The sequence below is a fragment of the Streptomyces sp. NPDC015220 genome (assembly GCF_043079345.1).
In the GTDB taxonomy this organism is placed as follows: domain Bacteria; phylum Actinomycetota; class Actinomycetes; order Streptomycetales; family Streptomycetaceae; genus Streptomyces.
The window spans coordinates 254,152-275,046 of sequence record NZ_JBIBUK010000011.1; the positions used below are offsets into that span (position 1 = coordinate 254,152).

Below are 20,895 nucleotides of genomic sequence, written 5' to 3' on the forward strand. Positions count from 1 at the left end.
GCGGCTCCGCTAGCCTGGACGGACGATGAACGACCCTATGACGACTCCCTGGGGCGAACTGGAGCTGACCCGGTTCCCCGAGGACCCGCGTGACCGGCTGCGCGCCTGGGACGCCTCCGACGAATACCTCCTGCGGCACCTGGCCGAGCAGGCGACCGACCTGTCCGGCACGGTCGTGGTCGTCGGGGACCGCTGGGGCGCGCTGGTCACGGCACTGGCGGCGCACCGGCCGGTGCAGATCACGGACTCCTTCCTCGGGCAGGAGGCGACCCGCGCCAACCTCGCCCGCCACGGTGCCGGACCCGGCGCCGTGCGGCTGCTGACCACCCAGGACCCGCCGCCTGACCGCGTCGACGTCCTCCTGGTGCGGGTGCCCAAGAGCCTCGCCCTGCTGGAGGACCAGTTGCTGCGGCTGGCGCCCGCCGTGCACGAGGACACGGTCGTCGTGGGCACCGGCATGGTGAAGGAGATCCACACCTCCACGCTGGCCCTGTTCGAGCGGATCCTCGGCCCGACCCGGACCTCGCTCGCCCAGCGCAAGGCCCGGCTGATCCTGTGCACGCCGGATCCGTCCCTGGAACGGCCCGCCGGCCCGTGGCCGTACAGCTACACCCTGCCCGAGGGCATCGGCGCGCTCTCCGGCCGGACCGTCGTCAACCACGCGGGCGTCTTCTGCGCCGACCGGCTCGACATCGGCACCCGCTTCTTCCTGAAACATCTGCCGGACGGCCGTGACGCGCGGCGGGTGGTGGACCTGGGCTGCGGCAACGGGGTCGTGGGAACGGCGATGGGGCTGGCGCACCCGGAGGCCGAGGTGCTGTTCACGGACGAGTCGTTCCAGGCGGTGGCCTCGGCCGAGGCGACGTACAAGGCGAACGGGGTGCCGGGACACGCCGAGTTCCGGGTCGGCGACGCGCTGTCCGGGGTTCCGGCCGGCAGCGTGGACCTGGTGCTCAACAACCCGCCGTTCCACTCGCACCAGGCGACCACGGACGCCACGGCGTGGCGGATGTTCACCGGGGCGCGGCGCGCCCTGCGCCCCGGCGGCGCCCTCTGGGTGGTCGGGAACCGGCACCTGGGCTACCACGTCAAGCTCCGCCGGCTGTTCGGCAACTGCCAACTGGTGGCCGGCGAACCGAAGTTCGTGGTGCTGCGGGCCGTCAAGAGGTAGGCGTCGTCCGGGGCGTGCCGACCACCCCGATGAGCCGTGTCACCTCCGCGGCCATCGCCTCCCGGCCGACACCGAGGTACTTGCGCGAGTCGACCGCCTCGGGGTGACCTGCGAGGTAGCCGCGGACCGCCCTGGTCATGGCGATGTTGAGGGCGGTGCCGACGTTGACCTTGGCGATGCCGCCGGTGACCGCCGCGGCCAGCTCGCCCTCGGGCAGGCCGGAGGAACCGTGCAGGACGAGGGGGACGTCCACGGCTCCGGCCAGGCCTTTGAGGAGGTCGTGGTCGAGGGCGGCGGTGCGCTCGGTCATGGCGTGCGCGTTGCCGACGGCCACGGCCAGGGCGTCCACTCCGGAACCGGAGACGAAGGCGTGTGCCTCACCGGGGTCGGTGCGGGCGCCGGGCGCGTGGGCGTCCAGCGGTGGCCGGCCGTCCTTGCCGCCGACCTCCCCCAACTCGGCCTCCAGCCAGAGCCCTTGCGCGTGCGCCCACTCGGCGGCGGCCCTGGTCGCGGCGAGGTTCTCGGCGTACGGCAGCCGGGAGGCGTCGTACATGACCGAGCTGAACCCCGCCTCGGGCGCCTGTCTCAGCAGGTCGTCGCTCTGCACGTGGTCGAGGTGCAGAGCGACGGGCACGGCGGCGCGTTCGGCGGCCGCGACGGCCGCGCGGGCCAGTGGCAGCAGCCGCCCGTAACGGAACCTGACCGCGTTCTCGCTGATCTGGAGGACGACCGACGCGCCGGCCTCCTCGGCGCCGGCGACGACGGCCTCGATGTGTTCCAGCGTGATGATGTTGAAGGCGACGACGGCGGAGCGCGCGGCGGCGGCGCCGCCGACCAGCTCGGAGGTGGCTGCGAGCGGCACGGCCTCTCCTTTCCGGGTGGGGGACGGCGTCAGGGAGTGAGGATGACCGAGCGCGTGAGGTGGCGCGGCTGGTCGGGATCGAGGCCGCGGGCCGCGGCGACGGCGACCGCGAGCCGTTGGGCGCGGACGAGTTCGGCGAGCGGGTCCAGGCCGCCGTCGACCCACCGGCCGCCCGTGGCCCGCACCTGTTCGGCCAGTCCGTCCGGTGCCCGGCCGAGCATCCAGGTCGCCGTGCCCCGGGTGGTGACGCTGATGGGGCCGTGCCGGTACTCCATCGCCGGGTAGGCCTCGGTCCAGGACAGCGAGGCCTCGCGCATCTTCAGCCCGGCCTCGTTGGCGAGGCCGACGGTCCAGCCGCGGCCCAGGAAGGTGAACTGCGCGCAGTCGACGAGCCCTTCGGGCAGCGGCGCGGACAGCGCGGTGCGGGCGTCGTCGACCACGGCGCCGGTGTGCAGGCCGAGGTGGGCGCGGAGCAGGGTCAGGGCGGTGGTGGCGAACCGGGTCTGCACGACGGAGCGTTCGTCCGCGAAGTCCAGTACGACCACGTCGTCGGCGGCCGACATGACCGGGGTGCCGGGGTCCGCGGTGACGGCCGTGGTGCGGGTGCGCCCCTTCAGCCGCCCGAGCAGGTCGAGCACCTCGGTGGTGGTGCCGGAGCGGGTGAGGGCGAGGACGCGGTCGTAGGCGCGGCCGTGGGGGAACTCGGAGGCGGCGAAGGCGTCGGTCTCGCCCTGCCCCGCGCCCTCGCGCAGCGCGGCGGCCGCCTGAGCCATGAAGTAGGAGGTGCCGCAGCCGACGATCGCGACCCGCTCCCCCCGCTCCGGCAGGGCCCGGCCGTGCCCCTCGGCCTCGGCCGCGACGCGCGCCCAGCACTCGGGCTGACTGGTCAGCTCGTCCTCGACGTGGCTCATGGCACACCCTCCCGATCTGACTGATTGTTCTTGCAAGATAGCGTTGCATTTCAAGCATGATCAAGCATTTCGTCGGCGGATGGGTGCGTTAGGGTCACGGAGGACCGAGGAACGGAGGCCGCCGATGTCGCGCGACGCCCGCTGGAAGGTGCTGCTGGAGCTGCTCGTCGAGCACGGCCGGCTGGAGGTCGAGGAGGCCGCGACCCGGCTCCAGGTCTCGGCCGCGACGATCCGGCGCGACTTCGACCAGCTCGCCGAGCAGCAGATGCTCGTGCGCACCAGGGGCGGCGCGGTCGTGCACGGCGTCTCCTACGAACTTCCGCTGCGCTACAAGACGGCCCGGCGCGTCGGCGAGAAGCAGCGGATCGCCAAGGCGGTGGCGGAACTGGTCGCGCCCGGCGAGGCGGTGGGCCTGACGGGCGGCACGACCACGACGGAGGTGGCCCGCGCCCTGGCGGTGCGCGCCGACCTCGCCGCCGGCTCGCCCGCCCTGACCGTCGTGACGAACGCGCTGAACATCGCCAACGAGCTCGCCGTACGGCCCCAGTTCAAGATCGTGCTCACCGGCGGGGTGGCGCGCCCGCAGTCCTACGAGCTCATCGGGCCGCTGGCGGACGGGGTGCTGAGCCAGATCACGCTCGACGTGGCGGTGCTCGGGGTGGTCGCCTTCGACGTCACGCACGGCGCGGCGGCCCACGACGAGGCGGAGGCCGCCATCAACCGGCTGCTGTGCGAGCGCGCCGAACGCGTGGTCGTCGCGGCGGACTCCAGCAAGCTCGGTCGGCGCGCCTTCGCCCGCATCTGCGCGGCCGAGAGTGTGGACACCCTGGTCACGGACTCGGCGGCCCCACAGGACACGGTGCGCAGGTTCGAGGAGGCGGGGGTCCGGGTCGTCACCGTCTGAGGCGCTGGGGCGGCCGGCCTCCGGGCCCCCGAGCCGCGGGCCGTCCCGGACGACCCGGCCGGGTCCCGGCCGCTCCGGCCGCCGGGGGCGGCGCGCCGTCCGGCCGGTCAGGTGCGGGTGAAGCCCACCCCGCGGCCGTCGTTGCAACCGGACGGCACCGGCCGGTCGTCGGCCCTGGGCCCGCTCTGGTGGGCCTTGAGCGCGACGCTCATCAGGGACAGGAGCAGATCGACGTCGGCCGACGCGTCGAGACGGATCGTCACCCAGGACGAGCCCGACACCACACGGACGGCGGCGAAACGTCTCAGGTCGCCGGCCAGCCGGCGTATGGCCCGGTCGGTCAGGTTGAGGTCGACGTCGCGGTCCGAGTGGAAGTGGGCGATCTCTCCGTACGGCGAGCTGAGCGCCTGCCCGGCGCCGCAACTCGGCACCGTTTCCATCAGGTCGGGCCAGGTGGCCAGTTGGGCGAGGGCGCGCGCGGCGAGCGTCATGGCTCCATCATGACTCGCTCACCGCACGGCAACCGATACGTGAGAAAGCCTTAACCGATCCGTGTCCAAAACCGGCCGTCATGTCCCGGCCGGCCGGGGCCGCCCCGGGCCGTCCCGGCCGGACCCGGACCGGGCGCCACGGCGACGGTGCCGACGGGTGTGCCGCGGGTGCGGCGGTGGACCGTCCCTCGGTCGTCCCGCGCCGGCCGGCCGCGGCGGAGCGCAGACCCGGCCGGCCGCCGACGCCGCAACCCGCGCCCCGGTGACCGGGTGCCCGCCCGCTCGGCGGGCCCTTCGCCGTTTCCGCCCTCAGCAGGAGCCTCTGATCGCCTCTGGGGGCACACTGGAATAAGGGCCGTCGGTGCGCGAGGGGGTGTCGAAGGTGACACGTCGTGCGGGAATGTGGCTGTGGCGGTGGCGGCGCAATCCGCTCAGGCGGACCAGTGACGTCGTCGAGGCGTGGATCCTGCTCGTCGCGTGGGTCCTCGCCGTGGTGGGCGGCCTGGTGGCGGGGCTGCTGACGGCGGGCGCGATGCAGCAGAGCGCTCAGCGGGACCGCGCGCAGATCCATCCGGTGTCGGCCGTGCTGGTCCGGGACCCGGCGCCCGGTGCCGCCCGGCCGACCGGCAGCGCCCTGGTGTGGGGCATGGTGCGCTGGACCGATCCGGACGGCTCGGTGCGCACGGGCCGGACCAGGGTCCCGGCCGACGCGGCGCCCGGCGCCCCCGTCACGGTGTGGACGAACGGGCGCGGCGCCCTGACGTCCCCGCCCCCTTCGCCCGCCGACACCGCCTTCCAGACGGTCCTGGGCGGTCTGTGGGCCGGGACGGCCACCGTGGGCCTGGTGGTGGGCGGCGCCAAGCTGGCCCGCAACCGGCTCGACCGTCGCCGCTTCGACCAGTGGGCCGAGGAATGGGCCCGGGTGGACACCTGGTGGGGGCGCAAGACGGGCTGACCCCGCCCGGCGCCCCGACTCGGGGCTCCGCCCCCGCGTCCCACCTGCGCACGGTCTCCGCGACCTCGCCCCTTGCCCTGGCGCGGCCGCCCTCCTAGCCTGACTTTGTGCCGCTCATAAACAAAGTCCGCCCGCACAGCGTCGTGCCGGACGACTCCCTCACCCGACTCCGCGTGGCCCTCACCGCCTTCTTCGCGCTCGACGGCTTCGTCTTCGCCGGGTGGGTGGTCCGCATCCCGGCCGTCAAGCACCAGACCCACGCCTCCGCGGGGTCCCTCGGCCTCGCCCTCCTGGGCGTCTCCGCCGGAGCCGTGATCACGATGACCCTCACCGGGCGTCTGTGCCGCCGCTTCGGCAGCCACCCGGTCACCGTCGTCTGCGCGGTGCTGCTCTCCCTCAGCGTCGCCCTGCCGCCGCTCACCCACTCCGCCTGGACGCTGGGCGCCGTCCTGCTGGTCTTCGGCGCGGCGTACGGCGGCATCAACGTCGCCTTCAACAGCGCGGCGGTCGATCTCGTGGCCGCGCTGCGGCGGCCGGTCATGCCGACCTTCCACGCCGCCTTCAGCCTCGGCGGCATGGTGGGCGCGGGTCTCGGCGGGCTTGTGGCCGGCCATCTGTCCGCCACCCGCCACCTGCTCGCCCTCACGGTGACCGGCCTGCTCGTCACCGCGGTCGCCGGGCGCACCCTCCTGCGGCACCCGTCGCCGGCCCCGGCGGATCGGGACCGCCCCGGGACACCGGGCGCACGCCGCACGGACGGCCGCACGCGCGGACTCGTCGTCGTCCTGGGTCTCATCGCCCTGTGCTCGTCGTACGGCGAGGGCGCCATGGCGGACTGGGGCGCCCTGCACTTCGAGCAGGACCTCGACGCCTCGGCGGGCGTGGCGGCCGCCGGCTACTCCTGCTTCGCCCTCGCGATGACGGCCGGCCGGCTGACCGGGACGGCCCTGCTCGAACGGCTGGGCCGGTCCCGGACGATCGTGGCCGGGGGGTGCACCGCCGCGGCCGGGATGCTGCTCGGCTCCCTCACCCCGTCCGTGTGGGCGGCGCTCCTCGGCTTCGCCGTCACCGGGCTCGGACTCGCCAACGTCTTCCCGGTCACCATGGAACGCGCCGGCGCGCTGGCCGGCGCGAGCGGCGTCGCCGTCGCCTCCACCCTCGGCTACGGCGGCATGCTCCTCGGGCCCCCGGCCATCGGATTCATGGCCGACTGGCTCTCCCTGCCCGCCGCGCTCACCAGCGTCGCCGCGCTGGCCGCCGTCGCCGCCGCGATCGGGTTCGCGACCCGGCGGTCCGCCTACGAGTGACCGGCCGCGGTCAGGCGATCGGTGCGGTGCCGTCGCCCGCCTCGTAGACCTTCGCGTCGGACGGCGCCGGGTGTTCGACGCGGCAGTCGAGGGCGTCGTTCACGACGTCGGCCACGATGGTGTCCCCGGGGCCGGCGGAGTCGCTCAGCAGCAGGGACGCGATGCGGTTGTCCAGTTCCGCCTGGATGGTGCGGCGCAGCGGACGGGCGCCGAACTCGGGCTGGTGCCCATGGGCGACGAGCAGCCGCTTCGCGGCCTCGGTGACCTCCAGCTCCAGTCCCTGGGCACGCACCCGCCGACGGCTCTCGTCCAGCAGCAGGTCCACGATCCGGTTCAGCTCCTCCTCCCCCAGGCCGTGGAAGATGATGATGTCGTCGATGCGGTTGAGGAACTCCGGCAGGAACCTGCCGCGCAGGTCCTCCATCAGCTGGTCCTTGATGGCGCCGGTGTCGCCCCGGTGGGCGAGGATCCGCTGGGCGCCGATGTTGGAGGTCATGATGACCACGGTGTTGCGGAAGTCGACGGTGCGGCCCTGGGCGTCGGTGAGCCGGCCGTCGTCGAGGACCTGGAGCAGGGTGTTGAAGACGTCCGGGTGGGCCTTCTCCACCTCGTCGAACAGGAGCACGCTGTAGGGCTGGCGGCGGACCTTCTCGGTGAGCTGGCCGGCCTCCTCGTGGCCGACGTAGCCGGGCGGGGCGCCGACCAGCCGGGAGACGGTGTGCTTCTCCTGGAACTCGCTCATGTCGAAGCGGACCATGCGGTTCTCGTCCCCGAAGAGCAGCTCCGCGAGCGCCTTGGCCAGTTCGGTCTTGCCGACACCGGTCGGGCCGAGGAACAGGAAGGAGCCCACGGGACGCCTGGGGTCTCCCATGCCGGCGCGGCTGCGGCGCACCGCCTGCGCGATCGCGGTGACGGCCTCGTCCTGCCCGACGACCCGGGAGTGCAGGGCGTCCTCCAGCTTCAGCAGCCGTTCCTTCTCGCTCTCGGTGAGCTGGGCGACGGGGATGCCGGTGCGTCGGGACAGCACGTCGGCGATGTCGTCGACGGTCACCTCCAGCACGCCCTCGCGGCGCTCGGCCAGTCCTTCCAGCTCGGTCTCCACCTCGACGATCCGGTCCTTCAGTTCGCTGGCCCGTTCGAAGTCCTCGGCGGCCACGGCCTGGTCCTTCTCGCGGCGCAGCTTGGCCAGCCGGTCCTCGCCCTCGGCCACCTCGGTGGAGCGGCCCAGGGAGCGCAGCCGCACCCGGGCGCCGGCCTGGTCGAGCAGGTCGATGGCCTTGTCCGGCAGGAACCGGTCGGTGACGTACCGGTCCGACAGCTCGGCCGCGGCGGCGAGGGCGTCGTCGCTGTAGCGGACCTGGTGGTGGGCCTCGTAGGAGTCGCGCAGGCCCTCCAGGATCTGCACGGTCTCCTCGACACTGGGCTCGGGCACCATGACGGGCTGGAAGCGGCGCTCCAGGGCGGCGTCCTTCTCCACGTAGCGGCGGTACTCGTCCAGGGTGGTGGCCCCCACCACGTGCAGCTCGCCGCGGGCCAGGGCCGGTTTGAGGATGTTGCCCGCGTCCATGGAGCCCTCGCCGGTGGCTCCGGCGCCGACCACGGTGTGCAGCTCGTCGAGGAACAGGATCGTCGACTCCGAGGCCGCCTTCACCTCGTCGATGACGTTCTTCAGCCGCTCCTCGAACTGGCCCCGGTACTGGGCGCCCGCCACCAGTCCGGTGAGGTCGAGGGCGACCACCCGTTTGTTCTCCAGCGTCTTCGGCACGGTCCCGGCGACGATCCGCTGGGCGAGCCCCTCGACGATCGCGGTCTTGCCCACGCCCGGCTCGCCGATCAGGACGGGGTTGTTCTTCGAGCGGCGGGAGAGGATCTCGACGGTCTGCTCGATCTCCAGGGACCGGCCGACCACCGGGTCCAGCTTTCCGGACCGCGCCTCCTCGGTCAGGTCCCGGCCGTACTGGTCCAGGGTCGGTGTGTCGCTCGGGGGCTCGCCGCCGCCCGGCGCGGCCTCGCCGCGGGCCGCCGTCTCGGCGCCGCGGCGCAGCTGCTCGGCCTCGACGCCGTGCGCGGACAGCACGCGCCCCGCCGCCGCGCCCGGCGTGTCCAGCAGCGCGGCGAGAACGTGCTCCGGGCCGATGTACGACACTCCGGCGGCCCGGGAGCGTTCGTAGGCGCGCAGCAGTACCCGCTTGGCGGCCGGGGTCAGGCCGGGCTGCGCCGAGGGGGTGCCGCTCTCTCCGGGCAGCGCGGCGGCGATGTCCGCGCCGAGCCGGTCGGGGTCGGCGCCGGCCTGGCCGAGCAGGCCGCGGGCGGGCTCGACCTGGGTGCACGCCCACAGCAGGTGCTCGGTGTCCAGGTCGGAACTGCCGTCCTCGGCCGCCTTACCGCTGGCACGGTTGATCAACTCCTGCGCGGACTCGGTCAGCAGCCGGCCGATCGGCACCCGTTGCACCTGGGGTGGCGAGGCGCCCGGCGTCATGCCGAAGAAGCGGTTCAGGATCTCCGAGAACGGGTCCTGACCGCCGTAGGAGGCGCCGAAGGGGGACATCGTCATGATCGCCGTCCGCAGCGTGGGGGAATGAGTCACCCCCAGCCCAACCCGCCGTCCCGACGGACGCAACGCGGCGTACGCCGACCCGGTGCTTCGCCGATCGGGTGCCGTGCCGTCGGCGCCGCGCCGCTCCGGCATCGCACCGACGGCCGCAGGCCGCGCCGAGCGGTCTCCACCGCGCCCGGCGGGTACGGGCCCGCCGCGCACCGCCCCCGGCCCGCGCCCCCGGTCCCCGCGCCCTCGGGCGACGCGGCCTGGGCCGACGTGAGCCCGACGCGGTGGACGGCGCGGCGCCGAGGCCAAGAGCACCGTACGGAAGGCCGCCGTGCCCGGCCGGCGGACTTCCGCCGCCGGTCCGCGGCGCGCTCCGTCCGGCACACTCTCAGGGATGGAGACCACTGAATTCCTGCACGCGCTCGACCGGGAGGGCCGTCTGCTGGCCGCGGCGGCCGAGGAGGCGGGGAGCGACGCCGAGGTGCCGACCTGCCCGGGGTGGCGGGTGCGGGACCTGCTGCGGCACACGGGCGTGGTGCACGAGTGGGCCGCCGCGTTCGTCGCCGACGGGCACACCTCGCCGCGGCCCATGGGCGACCCGCCGCGCTTCGACGGGGCCGAGCTGGTGGCCTGGTACCGCGAGCGCCACCGCCGGCTGGTCCACACCCTGCGGACGGCGCCGGCCGGGGTGGAGTGCTGGACCTTCCACCCCGCGCCGCAGTCGCCGCCGTCGCCGCTCGCCTTCTGGACCCGGCGGCAGGCACACGAGACGGCCGTCCACCGCTTCGACGCGGAGTCGGCGCGGGGCGGCGCGACGACGGCGATCGGCGGCGGGTTCGCCGTGGACGGCATCGACGAGTTGCTGCGCGGCTTCCACGCCCGCGCCAGAAGCGGTGTCCGCGTGGCCGAACCGCGGGTGCTGCGGGTGCGCGTCACGGACGCCGCCGACGACACGGACGCGGTGTGGACCGTACGGCTGTCGGACGGGCCACCGGCCACGGTCCGGAACTCCGCCGGCGCGGCCGACGCCGAACTCGCCGGTCCCGCCGACCGCTTGTACCTCGCGCTGTGGAACCGGGCGCCGGTGCCGAGCGTGACGGGCGACGGTTCGCTCCTGGCGCTGTGGCGGGAGACCTCGGCGATCGTCTGAGTCACGGCGGCCGCCGTCCGCGCCCGGCCGCCTCAGCCCAGCCAGCCCGGCCGCACCAGTCCCGACTCGTAGGCGGGCACGGCCAGTTGGGCACGGTCGCGGGCGCCGAGCTTCACCATGGCGCGGCTGACGTGGGTCTTGGCGGTCAGGGGGCTGACGACCAGTCGGCGGGCGATCTACTGGTCGGACAGGCCGATGCCGACCAGGGCCATGACCTCGCGTTCGCGCTCGGTGAGCCGGGCGAGCGCGCCGGCGGCCGCGGGTTCCTTGGAGCGGGCGGCGAACTCGGCGATCAGCCGGCGGGTGACGCCCGGTGTCAGCAGGGCGTCACCGTCGACCACCGCCCGTACCGCACGCAGGAGTTCGTCCGGTTCGGTGTCCTTGACCAGGAACCCGGAGGCGCCCGAGCGGATCGCCTCGAAGACGTACTCGTCGAGTTCGAAGGTGGTGAGCATGACCACCTTGACGTCCGCCAGGGCGGCCTCACCGGTGATGCGGCGGGTCGCGGCCCGTCCAGCGGCTCACGGTGGCCGTGCTGGTCGCGGGCGGAGAAGTGGGAGCCGGCGAGGACGAAGACGGTGAAGAGCGCGGTGGAGACCCAGGGCCGGCCGGGCTCCGGGCGGCTCCTCGCCGTCGACGCGGTTCCACCACGGCGGCCCGTGCCGCCACCACCGCGGCGGTCCGCCCGGGGACGCCTCTTCCATGACCGCCACGCTGGACGTCCCGCCCTCCCGGCCGCGTCCGCCCGGCGAGGTGATCACCCGTACTCCCCGGGGAGTACGGACGCTCCCGGTGCCCCGGCGGCCGGTCAGGACTTCAGCCCGACCCCGTGGGCGAGGCGGACCACCGCGTGCCGGAAGAACGGCTCACGGTCCTCCACCACCCGGTGGAACTGGCCGAACAGTTCGAAGCCGACCAGCCCGTACAGCTGCGCCCAGGCGGCGATGAGGGCGGCCGTCGCCTCGGGCGGCAGGCCGGGAGCGAGCTCGGCGGTCATCCGTTCGGCCTCCGCGCGCAGTTCGGCGGGGAGTGCGGGTGCGGTCAGGCCGTCCCGCTCGTGGGCGTCGCGGACGATGCCGATGAGGAGCAGGCCGACACGGGCGGCGGCCGGAACGGTCGTCTCGGGCGCGGAGTAGCCGGGTACGGGCGAGCCGTAGATGAGGGCGTACTCGTGCGGGTGCGCCAGCGCCCAGCGGCGCACCGCCTCGCACACGGCGGTCCAGCGCTCCAGCGGCCCGGCGCCGGCCGCCGCGTGGTGTGCCGCCTCGGCCGCCCCGCCCAGGGAGTCGTAGGCGTCGATGATGAGCGCGGTCAGCAGGTCGTCGCGGCTGGGAAAGTACCGGTACAGCGCGGAGGAGACCATGCCGAGTTCACGGGCCACGGCGCGCAGCGAGAGTTTCGCCGCGCCCTCGGCCGCGAGCTGTCTGCGCGCCTCGTCCTTGATGGCCGAGGTGATCTCCGTCCTGGCCCGGGCGCGGGCTCCCTTGGCGGTGTTCATGCGGAGGAGTCTCCCACGGCCTCGGAGCACCGCACACGAAAGAGAGCACTGCTCTTGATTCGAATCGCCGATCCGTGCACACTATTCTCGAACGAGAGCACTGCTCTCCCAACGTGTGGGGGTCACCATGTCGTCGTCGCCGTACTACCTCGAGGGCAGCCCGATGAACGTCCGCCTGAACGGCGTCATCGGATGGCTCGCCCGGCACGGACTGAGCCTCGCCGGCGCGGCGGAGCTGTCCGTGCCCGGCCGCAAGAGCGGCAAGCTCCAACGCGTCCCCGTCAACCCGCACACCCACGAGGGTGCTCAGTACCTCGTCTCGGCCCGCGGCCACTCCCAGTGGGTGCGCAACATGCGCGCCGCCGGCGGCGGGGAGCTGCGCGTCGGGCGGAGGGTCCGCGCGTTCACCGCGGTGGAGCTCCCCGACGCGGAGAAGCTCCCCGTGCTGCGGACCTACCTGGAGAAGTGGGGCTGGCAGGTCGACCAGTACTTCCAGGGGGTGACGGCCGGTTCCTCCGACGAGGAGATCACCGCGGCCGCCGGCGACCACCCGGTCTTCCGCATCACGGTCACGAACTGACCGCGTCCGCAGCGTCCGCCCCGTCCTCCGGCTCCCGCGCGTCGGGCGCCGGCGCGGCGGGCCGGCGGTCCATCACCGACAGCGCCCGCTGGGCCATCGGGTGGCTGCGGACCAGCTCGCCCAGCGAGGTCGAGCCCTGGGTGATGTCCTTGAACGCCTTCCAGGCGGGCCGGAAACCGGTCAGCGCGGCGTGGAAGAGGCCGGGACGGCGCTCGAAGACCGCGAGCATGCGCTTGCCGACGGCCATCTCCACGCCGAGCCCCGCCTTGATCGCGAACGCGTAGTTCAGCGCCTGCCGCCGGGCGTCCACCGCGTCGTGCGCCTCGGCGATCCGCACCGCCCACTCCCCCGCGAGCCGGCCGGACCGCAGAGCGAACGAGATGCCCTCGCGCGTCCACGGCTCCAGCATCCCGGCCGCGTCCCCGCACACCAGCACCCGGCCGCGGGAGAGCGGCGAGTCGTCGGCGCGGCAGCGGGTCAGGTGCCCGGAGGAGACGCTCGGCTCGAAACCGGCCAGCCCGAGGCGCGCGATGAAGTCCTCCAGGTACCGCTTGGTGGCGGCGCCTTCGCCGCGGGCCGAGATCACACCGACGGTCAGCGTGTCGTCCTTGGGGAACACCCAGCCGTAACTGCCCGGCATCGGGCCCCAGTCGATCAGGACACGTCCGCGCCAGTCCTCGGCGACGGTCTCGGGCACCGGGATCTCCGCCTCCAGGCCGAGGTCCACCTGGTCCAGCTTCACACCGACGTGCGCGCCTATGCGGCTGGCGCTGCCGTCGGCGCCGACCACCGCCCGCGCGAGCACCGTCTCGCCGCCCTGGAGCACCACCGCGACCGTGCGCCGGTCCGGGACCGCCGAGCCGTGCTGCTCGACCCGCGACACCGTGGCGCCGGTGCGCAGTTCGGCGCCCGCCTTCTGCGCGTGCTCGACGAGCTGCGCGTCGAACTCGGGCCGGTTGATCAGCCCGAACAGCATCTGCTTGGAGCGGCGGGTCCGGGTGAACCGCCCGTTGTTCGAGAACGTCACCGCGTGCACCCGGTCCTTGAACGGGAGCTCGAAGCCGGGTGGCAGCGAGTCGCGGGACGGACCGATGATCCCGCCGCCGCACGTCTTGTACCGCGGCAGCTCCGCCTTCTCCAGCAGCAGGACCCGCCGCCCCGCGACCGCCGCCGCGTAGGCGGCCGAGGCCCCCGCGGGTCCCGCGCCCACCACGACGACGTCCCACACCTGCTGCACGTCGTCCGCCGAAGAGTTGTCGCTGCTCACGATGGTCTACCGCTCCAGATCAAGCCGGCTGCCGCTGCTGTCTCCCGCATCCTACGGCCGCTCCCGGCAAGGTCCGCTGTGGGAGGATCGGCAGCGTGCGCGCCCGCCCCTCCGCGACGCGCCCACGCCGACACGATCACCCGGAGAACAGAAGTGCCCGGGAGTACCGGCCCAGGTACTCACCCGTGCAACGTCGCACCCACAAGGAGCGTGCCCATGTCGTCGAATCCGGTCGCCGAGACCGTCGCCTCCCTGCTGCCCGGGGCCAGAGCGGAACTGGCCGAGCTGGTGGCCTTCCGATCGGTGGCGGACTTCGACCAGTACCCGCGCAGCGAGAGCGAGGGCGCCGCGAACTGGGTCGCCGACGCGCTGCGCGCCGAGGGCTTCACGGACGTGGCGCTGCTCGACACCCCGGACGGCACCCAGTCCGTGTACGGCCACCTCCCCGGGCCCGAGGGCGCCAGGACGGTTCTTCTCTACGCCCACTACGACGTCCAGCCGCCGCTGGACGAGGCCGCCTGGGTCAGCCCGCCCTTCGAGCTGACCGAGCGCGACGGCCGCTGGTACGGGCGCGGCGCCGCCGACTGCAAGGGCGGGCTCATCATGCACCTGCTCGCGCTGCGCGCCCTCAAGGCCAACGGCGGCATACCGGTCGCCGTCAAGGTCATCGCCGAGGGCTCCGAGGAGCAGGGCACCGGGGGCCTGGAGCGCTACGCCGAGGCCCACCCCGAGCTGCTGGCGGCCGACGCCATCGTCATCGGCGACGCCGGCAACTTCCGCGTCGGGCTGCCCACCGTCACCTCCACGCTGCGCGGCATGACCCTGGTGCGGGTCGAGGTCGACACCCTCGAGGGCAACCTGCACTCCGGCCAGTTCGGCGGCGCCGCCCCGGACGCGCTCGCCGCGCTGATCCGCGCCCTGGACTCGCTGCGCGCGCAGGACGGCTCGACCACCGTGGACGGCCTGTCCGCCGGCTCCTCCTGGGAAGGCCTCCAGTACGACGAGGAACAGTTCCGCAAGGACGCCAAGGTGCTCGACGGCGTCGACCTGATCGGCTCGGGCACGGTCGCCGACCGCATCTGGGCCCGCCCGGCCGTCACCGTCCTCGGCATCGACTGCCCGCCGGTCGTCGGCGCCACCCCGTCCGTGCAGGCCGGCGCCCGTGCCCTGGTCAGCCTGCGGGTGCCGCCGGGCGTCGACGCGGCCGAGGCGACCAAGCTGCTCCAGGCCCACCTGGAGGCCCACACGCCGTGGGGCGCCCGGGTGCGCACCGAGCGGATCGGTCAGGGCCAGGCCTTCCGCGCCGACACCACCAGCCCGGCGTACCAGGCGATGGCCGACGCGATGGCGGTCGCCTACCCCGGCGAGGAGATGCAGTACGCCGGCCAGGGCGGCTCCATCCCGCTGTGCAACACCCTCGCCGCGCTCTACCCGCGGGCCGAGATCCTGCTCATCGGCCTGAGCGAGCCCGAGGCGCAGATCCACGCCGTGAACGAGAGCGTCTCCCCCGAGGAGCTGGAGCGGCTGTCGGTCGCGGAGGCGCTGTTCCTGCGCAACTACGCGGCGGGCTGAGCGCGGCACTCCGCCCTGCCGGCGGCGGAAGGCCCCCGCACCGCGCGGGAGCCACTGCCCACCGTCCTGCCGGGAACCTCGCGGGGATCCTTCCCCGGCCGCACCCGCCGCGCTTCGCCGTCGGCCGGGCCCGCCCCCGGCGCGACGGAGCCGCACCGGCGCTCGCGCGGTGGAGGGCCGCCGGGCGACACGGGCCGGCCGCGCGTCAGCCGACCGGCACCCCCGCCTCCAGGTAGACCGCCGCGCCGCGCTCACGGGCCCGCAGCGCCCAGCGCAGCCGTTCGTAGCGCACCGGCGGCAGCAGCGTCGCGGCCTCCCGCTCGGTGACGAACCGGCAGTCGCGCAGCTCGGGCCCGGGCAGCAGCAGCCGGCCGGCCGCCTCGGAGTCGAGCCTGCCGCCGTCGAAGAGCAGCCGGAGTCCGCCGAAACCGGGAGGTCTGGGCGACTCCCAGTCGACGACGAGCAGCCGGGGCGCCTCCTCCAGCCGTATCCCGGTCTCCTCGGCGACCTCGCGGATGCCGGCGCGGGCCGGCGCCTCGCCGGGTTCGACGACTCCGCCGGGAAACTCCCAGCCGGGCTTGTAGGTCGGGTCGACGAGCAGCACGCGGTCCCGTTCGTCGAAGAGGAGCACACCGGAGGCGACGGTCTCGGCGGTGGGTTCCGGGGTCTGCACGATGTCGCAGGCGGGCACGGCGCCGCTGCCGACGGCCTCGGCCACGCGGAAGGCCGTCTGGTAGGGAGTGAGGGCGCTGGTGTCGACGACATGGGCGTCGGCGGTGAGCCAGGAGGCGAGGGCGGTGCGGTAGGGCTCGATGTGGTCGTAGGACCACTGGCGTACGCGCAGCTCAGCGTCGGGCAGGCCGGGCGGGAGCTCACGGCCGGCTATCCGCTCCCGCAGGATCGTTTCGGCCGGGGCGAGGAGAATGTGCTGGACACTGATGCGGCGAGCGGCGAGGCCGCCGAAGATCTCGTCGCGGTACTCCTGGCGCAGCAGGGTCATGGGCACCACGAGGGTGCCGCCCAGTTCGGCGAGCATGGCCGCCGCCGTGTCGATCACCAGCCGCCGCCAGATCGGCAGGTCCTGGTAGTCGCCGACCTCCGCGAGGTGTTTGGGCGGCAGCAGGTGCGTGAGCGTGCCGCCGATGACCTCGGGGTCGAAGAGCGTGCTGTTCGGGATCAGCTCGATCAGTTCCCGCGCGGTGGTGGTCTTTCCCGCACCGAACGTGCCGTTGATCCAGACGATCACGGGTCCCCCTCTTCTGTTGGCCCCCTGTGGCTTGCCCGCTTCACCCTGCCACGGAAACCAGGCCCAGTTGAGGACGTCCCCGGAACGGCTCCGGGGCCCCCGGGGCGGGGACCCCGGCGCTACCGCCGTCGTCCGGCCGGCCGCCTCAGTGCTTCGGCTTCGTCGGTTTCGAGGCGGACCGGTCCATGGTGAGGCCCTGCTCGCCGACGAGACGACCGACGGCGCCCACGGCGTCCTTGACGTTCAGACCCTCGGGCGTCGGACGCTCGGCGGCGTGCGACGGGGTGACGGCGGCCACCACGAAACCGGTGGCCAGCGAGGCGAGTGCGAGCATGCTGCGCTTCTTCATGCCCGGTCAACGTCGCGGGAGGCGATTGGTCACGGTCCCGAACGGCGCGGGACGCCGCCGCCCGCCGCCACCGCCCCGGGCGAGGTCACACCCCGGCGGCCGTCGTCGCCTTCACCGGTCCGGCCAGCGCGGCGGCGGCCGCTCCCACCAGGCCGGCGTCCGTGCCCATCTGCGCCGGGACCACCGTCAGGCGCCGTACGAAGGAGAGCGTGGCGTAGTCGGCCAGAGCCCTGCGCAGCGGGCCGAGGAGCACCTCCCCCGCCTTGCCCACGCCCCCGCCGACGACCGCGATGTCGATCTCGACCAGGGTCGCGGTCGCGGCGATGCCCGCGGCCAGGGCCTGCGCGGCCCGCTCGAAGGAGGCCACGGCGACCGGGTCCCCGGCACGGGCGGCGGCGGCCACCGCCGCGGCCGACCCGTCGCCGTCGGGGCCCGGCCGCCAGCCGTTCTCCAACGCCCGGCGGGCGATGTTCGGACCACTGGCGATGCGCTCCACGCAGCCGCGTGAGCCGCACGGGCACGGGTCGCCGTCCAGGTCGACGCTGATGTGCCCGATGTGGCCGGCGTTGCCCGTCGGACCGGGGTGCAGCCGGCCGCCCAGGACCAGCCCGCCGCCCACGCCGGTGGACACCACCATGCACAGCGCGTTGTCATGCCCCCGGGCGGCGCCCTGCCAGTGCTCGGCCGCCGTGATGGCCACTCCGTCGCCGATCAGCGCCACGGGCAGCCCACCGACCGCCGAGCGGGCCCGCTCCACCAGCGGGTAGCCGCGCCAGCCCGGCACGTTGACCGGGCTGACCGTGCCGGCGGAGGCGTCCACGGGGCCCGCGCTGCCGATGCCCAGGGCCGAGACACGTCCCCACCGGGGTGAGGCCGTCAGGTCGCCGAGGACGTCCGTGACCGCCCGCATCACGGTGTCGCCGTCCTCCTGCGCGGGCGTCGCGCGCTGCGCGCGCGCCAGGATGCTGCCGCGGCCGTCCACCAGGGCGCCGGCGATCTTGGTGCCGCCGATGTCGAGCGCGGCCACGAGGTCGGTGTGCATCAGAGTCGTCTCTCCCCGTCAACCATCAAGGAACCAAGAGGTGGGCGCAGCCCGGCCGCGCGGCGGACCGAGTGTGCGATGGACAGTCTCTCGTGCCTATGACAACGTTGTCCAGGCTCTATGCTCGACGCCACATCCCCGCGCGAGCCGGGGACCGCCGCACCCACGTGGACGACGAGACAGGACGCCGCATCGTGCCAGAGACCGCCCGCCGGACAGACCGCCCCGGCGACCACCGCCCGGACCGCCTCTCCGGGACCCGTTACGGCAACCGCCCGACCATGAAGGACGTGGCGGCCCGGGCCGGTGTGGGCCTCAAGACCGTCTCCCGTGTGGTCAACGGCGAACCCGGCGTCACGGCCGACACCGAGCGGCGCGTCCAGGAGGCCATCGAGGCCCTGGGCTTCCGCCGCAACGACAGCGCCCGGGTGCTGCGCAAGGGCCGTACGGCGAGCATCGGGCTGATCCTGGAGGACCTCGCCGACCCGTTCTACGGGCCGCTCAGCCGCGCGGTCGAGGAGGTGGCCCGGACGCACGGCGCGCTGCTCATCAACGGCTCCAGCGCGGAGGACCCCGAGCGCGAGCAGGAGCTGGCGCTGGCGCTGTGCGCCCGGCGGGTGGACGGGCTGGTCGTGATCCCGGCCGGCGACGACCACCGGTATCTGGAGCCGGAGATCAAGGCGGGCGTCGCGACCGTGTTCGTGGACCGTCCGGCCGGACGGATCGACGCCGACGTGGTGCTCTCGGACAACTTCGGCGGCGCGCGGGACGGCGTCGCGCACCTGATCGCCCACGGTCACCGCCGGATCGGGTTCATCGGCGACATGCCCCGCATCCACACGGCCGCCGAGCGCCTGCGCGGCTACCGGGCGGCGATGGAGGACGCGGGGATAGCCGTGGCCGACTCCTGGATGTCGCTGGGCGTCACCGACCCGGAGCGGGTGCGCCGGGCGGCCGAGGAGATGCTGTCCGGACCGGACCCGGTCACCGCCGTCTTCACCGGCAACAACCGGGTGACGGTCACCGTGATCCGCGTCCTGGCCGGGCTCGCCCGCCCGGTCGCCCTGGTCGGCTTCGACGACATCGAGCTCGCCGATCTGCTCCAGCCGGGGGTCACCGTGGTCGCCCAGGACGCGGCGGCCCTCGGCCGCACCGCCGCCGAGCGCCTTTTCCGCCAGCTAGACGGCACCCTCCTCGCCCCGGAGCGCATCGAGCTGCCCACCCGGCTGGTGCGGCGCGGCTCGGGCGAGCTGCCGCCGTCGGGCTGAACGGACAGGGCCGGCGGGCGGTGCGCGGCGGGGCCCCGGCCGGTCCCGGCGGGGGCGCGGCGCAGAAGCGGTGCGACGCCATGACGTGCGCGGGGCGTGACCGCACGCCCCGCGCAGGTCACGCCCCTGGGGCGGGGCGCCGCTCCGTCACCGGCCGGCGCCCCGTTCCGTCACTGGCCGGAGGCCGTGAGGTCGCCGCGGCGCGGTGCGGCGAAGCCCTCCAGATCGGCCCGGGTCAGGCCGGTGAGGCGGGCCACCTCGGCGATGTCGAGGGCCCCGCAGTCCAGCCCGCGCAGCAGGTAGCCGCTGAGCGCCTTGGCGGTGGCCGGCTCGTCCATGACGTCGCCGGCGGTACGGCTCGCGTAGCGGGCGAGGCGGGCGGCCGCCTGCTCGAAGCCCTCGCGGTAGAAGGCGAACACCGCCGCGTAGCGGGTGGGGATGTGCGCCGGGTGCATGTCCCAGCCCTGGTAGTAGGCACGGGCCAGGGCGCGGCGGGTGAGGCCGTAGTGCAGCCGCCAGGCGTCGTGCACCTTCTCGGTCGGGCCGACCGGCAGAACGTTGGTGGAGCCGTCCGACACGCGGACGCCGGTGCCGGCCGCGGCGACCTGCATGACGGCCTTGGCGTGGTCGGCGGCCGGGTGGTCGCTGGCCTGGTAGGCGGCGGAGACGCCGAGGCAGGCGCTGTAGTCGAAGGTGCCGTAGTGCAGTCCGGTGGCGCGGCCCTCGGCGGCCTGGATCATACGGGCGACGGCGGCGGTGCCGTCGGCGGCGAGGATGGACTGGCTGGTCTCGATCTGGATCTCGAAGCCGAGACGCCCGGGCTCCAGCCCGTGGGCCTTCTCGAAGGCCTCCAGCAGCCGGACCATCGCGGTGACCTGCTCGGGGTACGTCACCTTCGGAAGGGTCAGGACCAGCCCGTCGGGCAGACCGCCGGCCTCCATCAGGCCGGTGAGGAAGACGTCGAGGGTGCGGATGCCCCGGTCGCGGACCGGCGCCTCCATGCACTTCATGCGGATGCCCATGTACGGCGCGGCCGTGCCGTTCGCGTACGCCTCGGCGACGACGCGGGCCGCGCGGGCGGCCGCCTCGTCCTCCTCGGCGTCGGGGCGCGGCCCGTAGCCGTCCTCGAAGTCGATGCGCAGGTCCTCGACGGGCTCGCGCTCCAGTTTGGCTCGGACCCGGGAGTACACGGGCTCGGCGAGCTCCTCGCCCAGCCCGAGGACGCCGGCGAAGGACGCGGCGTCCGGGGCGTGCTCGTCGAGCGCGGCGAGAGCCCGGTCGCCCCAGGAGCGGATGGTGTCGGCGGTGAAGACGTCACCGGGTACGTAGACGGTGTGAACGGGCTGACGGGTGCCCGGATCGCCCGGGTAGCGGCGCTCCAGCTCGGCGTCGACCGGCGCGAGGGAGGCGCTGATCTCCTCGCTGACGGCGCCCGCGAGGCTCGTCGCCACCTTCTCCTGCTGGCCCTGACCCATTCCACACCCTCCTATTTTCCGCTCTACGGAATCAACAATCCGTAGAATGAAGTTATCCGTGGATCTTCTCGCCGGTCAACACCTGTCCGCAGCCTGAGCCAACACAGACGGCGGGACAACCGGGACAGACCGAGGCCCCCGTGACCGCTCGGGTCACGGGGGCCTCGTGGGACCGGGGTCGGCCGGGGGTGTCAGCCCTTGCGGGTCTTGATCTCGTCGGTGAGCTGGGGGACGACGTCGAAGAGGTCGCCGACGACGCCGTAGTCGACCAGGTCGAAGATCGGGGCCTCGGGGTCCTTGTT

Annotated in this window: 18 protein-coding genes and 2 pseudogenes; 8 read left to right on the forward strand and 12 right to left on the reverse strand. The window is 74.2% G+C overall.

Translation table 11 applies throughout. From position 1 onward, the window contains the following. Positions 1 to 37: 37 nt before the first annotated feature. Entirely contained in the window at positions 38 to 1,171 is a 1,134-nt protein-coding gene (locus tag ACF061_RS22885; RefSeq protein ID WP_392268784.1) for a methyltransferase, read from the forward strand. Here ACF061_RS22885 and ACF061_RS22890 read toward each other — a convergent pair. Continuing rightward, positions 1,161 to 2,033: a ketose-bisphosphate aldolase gene (locus ACF061_RS22890; RefSeq protein ID WP_392268785.1), complete on the reverse strand. Its 873-nt coding sequence runs from the start codon at positions 2,031 to 2,033 to the stop codon at positions 1,161 to 1,163. The two genes, ACF061_RS22885 and ACF061_RS22890, sit on opposite strands and share 11 nt — an antisense overlap. Positions 2,034 to 2,062: 29 nt before the next feature. Beyond that, a complete protein-coding gene (locus tag ACF061_RS22895) occupies positions 2,063 to 2,944 on the reverse strand; it encodes an SIS domain-containing protein (protein ID WP_392268786.1) in 882 nt (293 codons plus the stop codon). Between the two features lie 124 nt (positions 2,945 to 3,068). Between ACF061_RS22895 and ACF061_RS22900 the strand changes: the two genes are divergently transcribed. Continuing rightward, positions 3,069 to 3,848, forward strand: a complete 780-nt coding sequence (locus ACF061_RS22900) for a DeoR/GlpR family DNA-binding transcription regulator (RefSeq protein WP_392268787.1) — start codon at positions 3,069 to 3,071, stop codon at positions 3,846 to 3,848. Between the two features lie 107 nt (positions 3,849 to 3,955). On the opposite strand, the gene ACF061_RS22905 is transcribed toward ACF061_RS22900, so the two are convergent. Then, positions 3,956 to 4,339, reverse strand: a complete 384-nt coding sequence (locus tag ACF061_RS22905) for a luciferase family protein (protein ID WP_392268788.1) — start codon at positions 4,337 to 4,339, stop codon at positions 3,956 to 3,958. A 382-nt stretch (positions 4,340 to 4,721) separates the two neighbouring features. Here ACF061_RS22905 and ACF061_RS22910 point away from each other — a divergent pair, with 382 nt between their 5' ends. Both ACF061_RS22910 and ACF061_RS22915 read left to right on the forward strand, forming a co-directional pair. Beyond that, on the forward strand, positions 4,722 to 5,294 hold the full coding sequence (locus ACF061_RS22910) for a hypothetical protein (protein ID WP_392268789.1): 573 nt from the start codon (positions 4,722 to 4,724) through the stop codon (positions 5,292 to 5,294). Between the two features lie 107 nt (positions 5,295 to 5,401). Then, positions 5,402 to 6,601 (forward strand): MFS transporter, encoded by a 1,200-nt coding sequence (locus ACF061_RS22915; protein WP_392268790.1) that lies wholly within the window; start codon positions 5,402 to 5,404, stop codon positions 6,599 to 6,601. A gap of 10 nt (positions 6,602 to 6,611) precedes the next feature. Here ACF061_RS22915 and ACF061_RS22920 read toward each other — a convergent pair whose 3' ends face one another. Then, positions 6,612 to 9,155, reverse strand: coding sequence for an ATP-dependent Clp protease ATP-binding subunit (locus ACF061_RS22920; protein ID WP_392268791.1), 2,544 nt, complete (start codon positions 9,153 to 9,155; stop codon positions 6,612 to 6,614). 385 nt (positions 9,156 to 9,540) lie between these two features. Between ACF061_RS22920 and ACF061_RS22925 the strand changes: the two genes are divergently transcribed. After that, positions 9,541 to 10,296, forward strand: coding sequence for a maleylpyruvate isomerase family mycothiol-dependent enzyme (locus ACF061_RS22925; RefSeq protein ID WP_392268792.1), 756 nt, complete (start codon positions 9,541 to 9,543; stop codon positions 10,294 to 10,296). 32 nt (positions 10,297 to 10,328) lie between these two features. Here ACF061_RS22925 and ACF061_RS22930 read toward each other — a convergent pair. Continuing rightward, positions 10,329 to 10,811, reverse strand: a pseudogene (locus ACF061_RS22930) (LuxR C-terminal-related transcriptional regulator); the annotation flags it as partial. Between the two features lie 293 nt (positions 10,812 to 11,104). Beyond that, positions 11,105 to 11,794: a TetR/AcrR family transcriptional regulator gene (locus ACF061_RS22935; protein ID WP_392268793.1), complete on the reverse strand. Its 690-nt coding sequence runs from the start codon at positions 11,792 to 11,794 to the stop codon at positions 11,105 to 11,107. Between the two features lie 127 nt (positions 11,795 to 11,921). Here ACF061_RS22935 and ACF061_RS22940 point away from each other — a divergent pair, with 127 nt between their 5' ends. After that, positions 11,922 to 12,374 (forward strand): nitroreductase family deazaflavin-dependent oxidoreductase, encoded by a 453-nt coding sequence (locus tag ACF061_RS22940; RefSeq protein WP_392268794.1) that lies wholly within the window; start codon positions 11,922 to 11,924, stop codon positions 12,372 to 12,374. Here the strand turns inward: ACF061_RS22940 and ACF061_RS22945 are convergent. Next, a complete protein-coding gene (locus tag ACF061_RS22945; protein WP_392268795.1) occupies positions 12,364 to 13,641 on the reverse strand; it encodes a geranylgeranyl reductase family protein in 1,278 nt (425 codons plus the stop codon). The two genes, ACF061_RS22940 and ACF061_RS22945, sit on opposite strands and share 11 nt — an antisense overlap. A gap of 216 nt (positions 13,642 to 13,857) precedes the next feature. Between ACF061_RS22945 and ACF061_RS22950 the strand changes: the two genes are divergently transcribed. After that, a complete protein-coding gene (locus ACF061_RS22950) occupies positions 13,858 to 15,213 on the forward strand; it encodes a dipeptidase (protein ID WP_392268796.1) in 1,356 nt (451 codons plus the stop codon). A gap of 205 nt (positions 15,214 to 15,418) precedes the next feature. On the opposite strand, the gene ACF061_RS22955 is transcribed toward ACF061_RS22950, so the two are convergent. The 3 genes from ACF061_RS22955 to ACF061_RS22965 form a co-directional block, all read right to left on the reverse strand. Further along, positions 15,419 to 16,459 carry an NUDIX domain-containing protein gene (locus ACF061_RS22955; protein WP_392268797.1) on the reverse strand — a complete coding sequence of 347 codons (1,041 nt, stop codon included), beginning with the start codon at positions 16,457 to 16,459 and terminating at the stop codon, positions 15,419 to 15,421. 145 nt (positions 16,460 to 16,604) lie between these two features. Next, entirely contained in the window at positions 16,605 to 16,808 is a 204-nt protein-coding gene (locus ACF061_RS22960; protein WP_392268798.1) for a hypothetical protein, read from the reverse strand. A gap of 85 nt (positions 16,809 to 16,893) precedes the next feature. Continuing rightward, complete coding sequence (locus tag ACF061_RS22965; protein WP_392268799.1) at positions 16,894 to 17,850, reverse strand: ROK family protein; 957 nt, start codon at positions 17,848 to 17,850, stop codon at positions 16,894 to 16,896. A 194-nt stretch (positions 17,851 to 18,044) separates the two neighbouring features. On the opposite strand from ACF061_RS22965, the gene ACF061_RS22970 reads away from it, so the two are divergent. After that, positions 18,045 to 19,118 carry a LacI family DNA-binding transcriptional regulator gene (locus ACF061_RS22970; RefSeq protein WP_392268800.1) on the forward strand — a complete coding sequence of 358 codons (1,074 nt, stop codon included), beginning with the start codon at positions 18,045 to 18,047 and terminating at the stop codon, positions 19,116 to 19,118. Between the two features lie 170 nt (positions 19,119 to 19,288). Here ACF061_RS22970 and ACF061_RS22975 read toward each other — a convergent pair whose 3' ends face one another. Both ACF061_RS22975 and ACF061_RS22980 read right to left on the reverse strand, forming a co-directional pair. Next, positions 19,289 to 20,593: a DUF6986 family protein gene (locus tag ACF061_RS22975; RefSeq protein WP_392268801.1), complete on the reverse strand. Its 1,305-nt coding sequence runs from the start codon at positions 20,591 to 20,593 to the stop codon at positions 19,289 to 19,291. A 191-nt stretch (positions 20,594 to 20,784) separates the two neighbouring features. Beyond that, positions 20,785 to 20,895, reverse strand: a pseudogene (locus ACF061_RS22980) (electron transfer flavoprotein subunit alpha/FixB family protein); the annotation flags it as partial.

Coding starts and splice junctions, on each gene's coding strand:
- ACF061_RS22885 (WP_392268784.1), top strand. CDS start 38: ATGACGACTCCCTGGGGCGAACTGGAGCTGACCCGGTTCCCCGAGGAC.
- ACF061_RS22895 (WP_392268786.1), bottom strand. CDS start 2,944: ATGAGCCACGTCGAGGACGAGCTGACCAGTCAGCCCGAGTGCTGGGCG.
- ACF061_RS22900 (WP_392268787.1), top strand. CDS start 3,069: ATGTCGCGCGACGCCCGCTGGAAGGTGCTGCTGGAGCTGCTCGTCGAG.
- ACF061_RS22905 (WP_392268788.1), bottom strand. CDS start 4,339: ATGACGCTCGCCGCGCGCGCCCTCGCCCAACTGGCCACCTGGCCCGAC.
- ACF061_RS22920 (WP_392268791.1), bottom strand. CDS start 9,155: ATGACGATGTCCCCCTTCGGCGCCTCCTACGGCGGTCAGGACCCGTTC.
- ACF061_RS22925 (WP_392268792.1), top strand. CDS start 9,541: ATGGAGACCACTGAATTCCTGCACGCGCTCGACCGGGAGGGCCGTCTG.
- ACF061_RS22935 (WP_392268793.1), bottom strand. CDS start 11,794: ATGAACACCGCCAAGGGAGCCCGCGCCCGGGCCAGGACGGAGATCACC.
- ACF061_RS22940 (WP_392268794.1), top strand. CDS start 11,922: ATGTCGTCGTCGCCGTACTACCTCGAGGGCAGCCCGATGAACGTCCGC.
- ACF061_RS22950 (WP_392268796.1), top strand. CDS start 13,858: ATGTCGTCGAATCCGGTCGCCGAGACCGTCGCCTCCCTGCTGCCCGGG.
- ACF061_RS22960 (WP_392268798.1), bottom strand. CDS start 16,808: ATGAAGAAGCGCAGCATGCTCGCACTCGCCTCGCTGGCCACCGGTTTC.
- ACF061_RS22965 (WP_392268799.1), bottom strand. CDS start 17,850: ATGCACACCGACCTCGTGGCCGCGCTCGACATCGGCGGCACCAAGATC.
- ACF061_RS22975 (WP_392268801.1), bottom strand. CDS start 20,593: ATGGGTCAGGGCCAGCAGGAGAAGGTGGCGACGAGCCTCGCGGGCGCC.